3 protein-coding genes and 1 pseudogene are annotated in these 2687 nt (G+C 46.5%); 3 read left to right on the forward strand and 1 reads right to left on the reverse strand.

Annotated features, from left to right (window positions below; all coding sequences use genetic code 11):
• The first annotated feature begins 299 nt into the window (after positions 1 to 299).
• Positions 300 to 458 carry a hypothetical protein gene (locus tag ACE1CM_RS16510; protein WP_374878600.1) on the forward strand — a complete coding sequence of 53 codons (159 nt, stop codon included), beginning with the start codon at positions 300 to 302 and terminating at the stop codon, positions 456 to 458.
• A 145-nt stretch (positions 459 to 603) separates the two neighbouring features.
• Here the strand turns inward: ACE1CM_RS16510 and ACE1CM_RS16515 are convergent, their stop codons facing one another.
• On the reverse strand, positions 604 to 1500 hold the full coding sequence (locus tag ACE1CM_RS16515; protein ID WP_374878601.1) for a hypothetical protein: 897 nt from the start codon (positions 1498 to 1500) through the stop codon (positions 604 to 606).
• Between the two features lie 276 nt (positions 1501 to 1776).
• Between ACE1CM_RS16515 and ACE1CM_RS16520 the strand changes: the two genes are divergently transcribed.
• Both ACE1CM_RS16520 and ACE1CM_RS16525 read left to right on the forward strand, forming a co-directional pair.
• Positions 1777 to 2295, forward strand: coding sequence for a hypothetical protein (locus ACE1CM_RS16520; protein ID WP_374878602.1), 519 nt, complete (start codon positions 1777 to 1779; stop codon positions 2293 to 2295).
• A pseudogene (locus tag ACE1CM_RS16525) lies at positions 2292 to 2687 on the forward strand (hypothetical protein); the annotation flags it as partial. The gene ACE1CM_RS16520 and the pseudogene ACE1CM_RS16525, both read left to right, overlap by 4 nt.

A 2687-nucleotide genomic window follows, 5' to 3' on the forward strand; every position in this document is an offset into this window, starting at 1 on the left:
TTCAGCAGATGTACGCTGGAAAATACACCTGCAAATACCAGCACGACAAATGGAGCAATGTACCGTGGTGACCAAAAGGCAGCTGGCATATTCACTCCTAACAGATAAATTCCCAGTCCTGTAACACCTGGGAGCCATAAATGGCTCTTTCTCCCCAAAAAATCAATTATTTTCAACGGGGATTAAGAGCCATGTTTCTCCTCAAACTGTCTAGCTAGGGCTTCCTGACGGGAGTCTTTTAGTGGGGGTTGGGAATGGGGAATAGGGAACTTTACCCTGATTATTTCTCTCAAAATGCCATGATTTTAACTAAGAACACTATTTCTTGTACTTTGGCGATGCCTGCGACGGGCTTTCGCGATCGCCAGAATGGTGACACCCTTGCATGGCAAGAGTTACAGGTTCCCGTCACTCTTGCCCTAACTCAGGAGTCTTCCCCCTATACTTCCCCACCCTGATGACCGAGCTGATTATCATTCTCAATCAATCACTTACTCTCAACAAGCCTGTCAATTATCAGCCATCTTTTTTGAGAGAACCTCCCTCAAACCATTGCGGATTGGCTGCTTTTGGGCGGCTTGTCACCCCGTCAGGTCTTCTGCTTTATAGCGGATTGCAGTCGGATGAGGTACACCTTGGTTTGTGTAGCGGCACCCTTAAGGGTGCCGCTACACAAAAGGCGCGAAAATTGCTGTACCTAGACGAGCTTGCAATCCGCTGTATTAACAAACTTGTGCCTAAAGCACCAAGAGCTAGAATGCCTAAAGTGGAAGGAGGCTCAGGAATTGAGGCAGGTTTAGGTGCAGCGTTTATTCTCCATTCAAAAATACCACTTCTTTTACTGCTGCCAACACCTGATGCCCCAATCAGTGCAGTACTTGCAATATTTGCCCCGCGATCGCGTAATCCGACGGTGTAAGTTAAGCTAGTTTCAACCGTCCGCTTAATTGTTCCCAATATAGGAAAATTGGGAAAAGCATTGGTAGAATCTCCAATTTCCTCATTTCCCCCTAATCCAGACCATTCAAAAATCCAGCCATTCAAGCCAAACGTACCCAAAGAAGATGTGCTGAAGCCTGTGACGTTAAAGTCAAGAATGAAGGTTCCGTTTTCATTGGCAGTAAAGCTGTAAAACCAATTTGCGCCTGCTACAGTTGAACCACTGACAGGTCCTTCAATGTCCCAGCCTATGTTGGAAAAATTTATTGAGCCTTGAGAGTTATTGAACCACTCGGCTGTTGCTTCTGCCGTAGTTGTTACGCTCTTGTTACTGGAGGTAGCCAAGGCTTTGACTGACGCACTTAATAGGTTTACTGTGCCAGACTGACTGTCAAAAGCTGAGTCATTAGCAACTACACCGTCAGCTTCAGATTTAGCCCCTAACTCGATAGAGGAATCTAGGGGAGTGAGAAGAAATGCGTCTGCTGTTTCAACTATTCCAAAACCGATAAACAGCGCTCCAGCCGTAGCAACTGCTGTTTTTTGATATATGGTAGCCATTTTCTACTTTTGACCTCTCAGTTTAGTTTAAACCACTGTAACTGCTCACCGCAACTGCGTTGCGGTATTGCTTTTGAGGCCAATGGGCAGGCTGAGTCAGGCTGCCTTTGATCAAACGAATTTCAACCGTTTAATTGGCCTAAAGGCTGTTGGACGGGCGAACAGCGTGCCATCTTAGAAAAAGCTGACCCAGAACAACGCATCCGTTTAACGACAGATTGGGGCGGAACTACCACGGCAGAACGCAAAGATTGGAAGCGGATAATAGATGAAGGATTGAAAGAAGGTTGGTACAAAATTGAATTCGGAGAAGTGGAAAAAGTCGAACGGGAACCGAATGGTCTTGTTACCTACATTCAGACGAAAGACTTTAAAGGACAAACGCGCCTAGAAACCGACTTTATTATCGATTCCACCGGACTTAATGCCAGCGTTCTGGAAACACCGTTGCTGAAAGATATGGTCGAACATTATCACCTTCCCCTCAACCCTTGGAAGCGTTTCCTCGTGGGCAATGATTTTGAAATCATCGATATGCAAAATCCCGCCCCCGAACCACCGAAAAAAAGATTCGCTTTGTTTCGTCCCAGGCGGAAAGTAGGTCGAATGTATGCCGCTGGTGTGATTACTTTGGGTGGCCCAAATGCAGCGGTTGATAGTTTTTTAGGTTTGCAATATGTGGCTCTAGTTGCAGTTGATAGCCTTGCGGCAAAACGGGGAATAGGATTGCGCCGATTAAATCCGATTAGTTCTTTGTCACAGTGGTTAAAATGGGCGATGAATCGATTGCCATGAAATCAACCCGGTACGCCAACACCGAGGCTCTGCCTCGCCCTTCCCTAGAGGCAGCAGCCCTCTATTGCCTCGTTCCTTGGCTCCTGCCAAGGAACGCCAACACCGAGGCTCTGCCTCGCCTTTCCCCAGAGGCAGCAGCCCTCTATGTTTGCGTTCCCAGGTTGAACCTGGGAACGAGATACGAAATAGATAAACTAAGTCAATTGGAGATAAAAATGACACCTACTTTGTTTGGTCGCTGGCAAACTCGCTTGTTACTCCTCGCTACAGTAGGAGGACTCGTAACGCTGCCTTTTTATCTAGGATATATTGGCTCTGGTGCAGGTTTAGTTTATTTCTGGGTATTGGGATATGTCGCACTTTTTGGCATTTTCTGGGATGTGGTTTATATT

It is taken from the genome of Microseira sp. BLCC-F43 (assembly GCF_041929235.1).
Lineage (GTDB): Bacteria > Cyanobacteriota > Cyanobacteriia > Cyanobacteriales > Aerosakkonemataceae > Microseira.

Excerpts from the sequence above, each read along its gene's own strand:
- ACE1CM_RS16510 (WP_374878600.1), top strand. The coding sequence starts at position 300 with ATGATTTTAACTAAGAACACTATTTCTTGTACTTTGGCGATGCCTGCG.
- ACE1CM_RS16515 (WP_374878601.1), bottom strand. The coding sequence starts at position 1,500 with ATGGCTACCATATATCAAAAAACAGCAGTTGCTACGGCTGGAGCGCTG.